This window comes from Deltaproteobacteria bacterium GWC2_65_14 (genome assembly GCA_001797615.1).
Lineage (GTDB): Bacteria > Desulfobacterota > Deferrimicrobia > Deferrimicrobiales > Deferrimicrobiaceae > GWC2-65-14.
In genome coordinates this window covers 41,828-44,512 of the sequence record MGPV01000063.1, presented here as the reverse complement: position 1 = coordinate 44,512, position 2,685 = coordinate 41,828, and the positions used below count along the sequence as shown (strand labels likewise).

The window sequence follows — 2,685 nt, the reverse complement described above, 5'->3', positions numbered from 1 at the left end:
TTCCGTTCGGGACGCCTCGTCCGCCTCCGCTTCCTGGTCGCGGACCGCCCCGGGACCCTCGCCGCGCTGCTCGCCGCGGTCGCCCGGGAGCGCTCGAACGTCATCAGCATCGAGCATGACCGTCTCCCGTCCGACTGCCCGCCGGGGTTCTCCGCCGTGACTCTCCTGCTCGAGACGCGCGACCGGGCCCACGGCGAGGACCTCCGGGAAAACCTCATCGCGCAGGGGCTCCCGCCGACCTCCTGAATGGCCGGCGGCCTCCGAAGACCTGCACGTCGCCCACGCCGGGGACGGCCAGGAGCTCCTCACGGATCTCGTTCTCGGCCAGCAGGCGGATGTCGGCGAGGCTCTTGCGACTCCCCTCCCCGGGAGCGAGGGCCGGGGTGAGCAGGGGCCGGGCTGAATGATGGATCGCGAATCCCGTCCTTTCCTACCGCTGCCTTCGGAACCTGGGATGCCCGCATGCAACCGTTGCGCGGGGAGATGCAGAAGTTGCACGGCAGGAATGGCTTCCCGGGATGTTTTGCCTTCCGGATCGGGCGGTCGATCGAGAGGGGGGGAGACGGACCTTTCGGCGAATCCGGAGAAACGGGAAGGGAATCGGCACGATGCTCGATCGCAGGATGAGGTTGGGCGACCATGCGGCTAGGGCGTGCGCGGATGGCATGCTCCGTGCTGAGCAAGGAATCACCGCTGTAGCTCGGAGTAGCGAACCCGACACAACGGAATACTGCATGAAAGGAACGCGGATGATTCAAAAGAAGTCGATCTGGAAACGGTCCGAGGCCCTTGCGGTCCTCGGACTGGCGCTGGTCCTAGCCGCCTGCGGCGGTTCCACCGGAGGAGAAGTCACATCAACCCTCGATCCGTCAACGGCAAGCCTCGCTCCTCCGGCGGCAAGGACCGTCGTCGGGAAGCTGGACGCGGGGACCCCGCCGCCGGCAGGCGGCCAGTCGCTTGAGGCAGACCCTTCGGCCATGACGGGTGGAACGCAGGTGTCCCTCGACAACGGGACCGCAAGCGTGCCGGTCGGCCCGGACAGCACGTTTACCATGGCAGGCATCGGAGACGGGGACCACACGCTCTTTCTCCATCTCGGGAGCGGCGGAACCGCCGAGGTCCCCTTCCGGATGCTCGAGGGACGGGGCGTAAACCTCGGGACGGTGCGGGTACGGAACGGACGCATGGAGGGAATCACCGGCTTCGACGGGTACCATTTCGGATTCGTCGACTCCGATGGCGACGGAATCAACGACCTCTTCCGGGACGCGGACGGCGACGGGATCTGCGACAATAACGCCCTCTATGCCGGCTACCCGTACATGATGGAACGGGGATATGCGGACGGAAACGGCGACGGCGTAAACGACCGTTTCCGGGATGCGGACGGCGACGGCGTGAACGATCTGGACGGCATGCCGTACGGTCACGGATTCGGTTTCGCGGACGAAGACGGTGACGGGATCAACGACCTCTTCGCCGACGCGGACGGGGACGGGATCTGCGACCTCACGGGGATGCCGTACCGTCACCCCTTCGGCTACCGGGATGGGAACCACGACGGCCGGAACGACCTCTTCGCCGACGCGGACGGGGACGGGATCAACGACCTCACGGGGATGCCGTATGTGGGAATGCCCGGCTGGGTGGACCTGGACGGAGACGGGGCAAACGACTTCTTTCAGGATGCGGACGGCGACGGGATCAACGACATCACGGGAATGCCGTACGGGCACGGGTTCGGATGGGTCGACGCCGACCATGACGGCCGCAACGACCGGTTCGCCGACAGGGACGGCGATGCGAGAAACGACGGCCAGGCCGGGCCGTTCGCCCTAATGCACTACCGCTACGGCTACATGGCGCCTCACGCCGACGTCGACGGGGACGGGATCGACGACGTGTCGGAGATGCCGTTCGGGCACGGCTTCGGATGGGTGGACGCGGAGGCCGACGGGAGGAACGACGCCTTCCTCGACGCCGACGGGGACGGCGTGAACGACCTCACCGGGCACCAGTACGTCTCGGGGTTCGGACACGAGGCCGGCGACGGGGGAATGCATTTCCACGAACCGCTCGACTGGCCCATGGAGTCCCCTCACATGGGAGGAGGGATGATGTAGCCCTCCGCGACACGGTGGACGTTCCTTCCCTCCACGGTTGAGCGAGAACGGGGCGCCGGGAAACGTCCGGCGCCCCCTTTCCGTTCGTGAGCGTGCCGCGCGGAAAGGACGCCTCCAGGACCCCCGGGCGCCCGGAAGTCCGATACAATACTTCCTTGTCGATTCCCCGGGGCCCGGTCCCGGCCGGAAGGATTCTTGCCTCGATGCGCAGCGCCCTTCTCACCATCCTGCGGGCCGTGCTGGGATTGGTCCTCGTGGTCTCCTCCGCGGCCATCCTGTACGCCACGGCCCGGAACGCGGACAACGCTCGGATTCTTTCGGAGCGGTCCCTCGAGAGCACCGCCCTGGCGCTTTCCGCATTCGCGGAAAACGCCCTGCGGGCCGGAGGAGGACGGGAGACGGGCGAGGTCCGGGAGATCCTCTCGGACCGCGTGGTGGCCTACGCGCTGATCGCCTCCCGGGACGGAACGGTTCTCTTCCACACCAACCCCCGGCTGGCTGGGACCAGGCTTTCGGGAGATCCTTCCGGGGGAACCGGGGAACACGGGAAGGGATCCGGCCG

2 protein-coding genes and 1 pseudogene (1 of these 3 running past the window's edge) are annotated in these 2,685 nt (G+C 67.2%); all 3 read left to right on the top strand.

The annotated features are described in order from the left end of the window. Positions 1 to 246, top strand: a pseudogene (locus A2X88_06385) (hypothetical protein). 488 nt (positions 247 to 734) lie between these two features. Continuing rightward, the gene (locus tag A2X88_06380) at positions 735 to 2,123 is read left to right on the top strand and encodes a hypothetical protein (GenBank protein OGP33027.1); all 1,389 of its coding nucleotides are present in this window, start codon (positions 735 to 737) and stop codon (positions 2,121 to 2,123) included. Between the two features lie 155 nt (positions 2,124 to 2,278). Beyond that, positions 2,279 to 2,685, top strand: partial view of a hypothetical protein gene (locus tag A2X88_06375; protein ID OGP33026.1) — the 5' portion only. Its footprint extends 154 nt past the window's final position; only the first 407 of its 561 coding nucleotides appear in the window; it begins with the start codon at positions 2,279 to 2,281; the stop codon falls past the right edge of the window.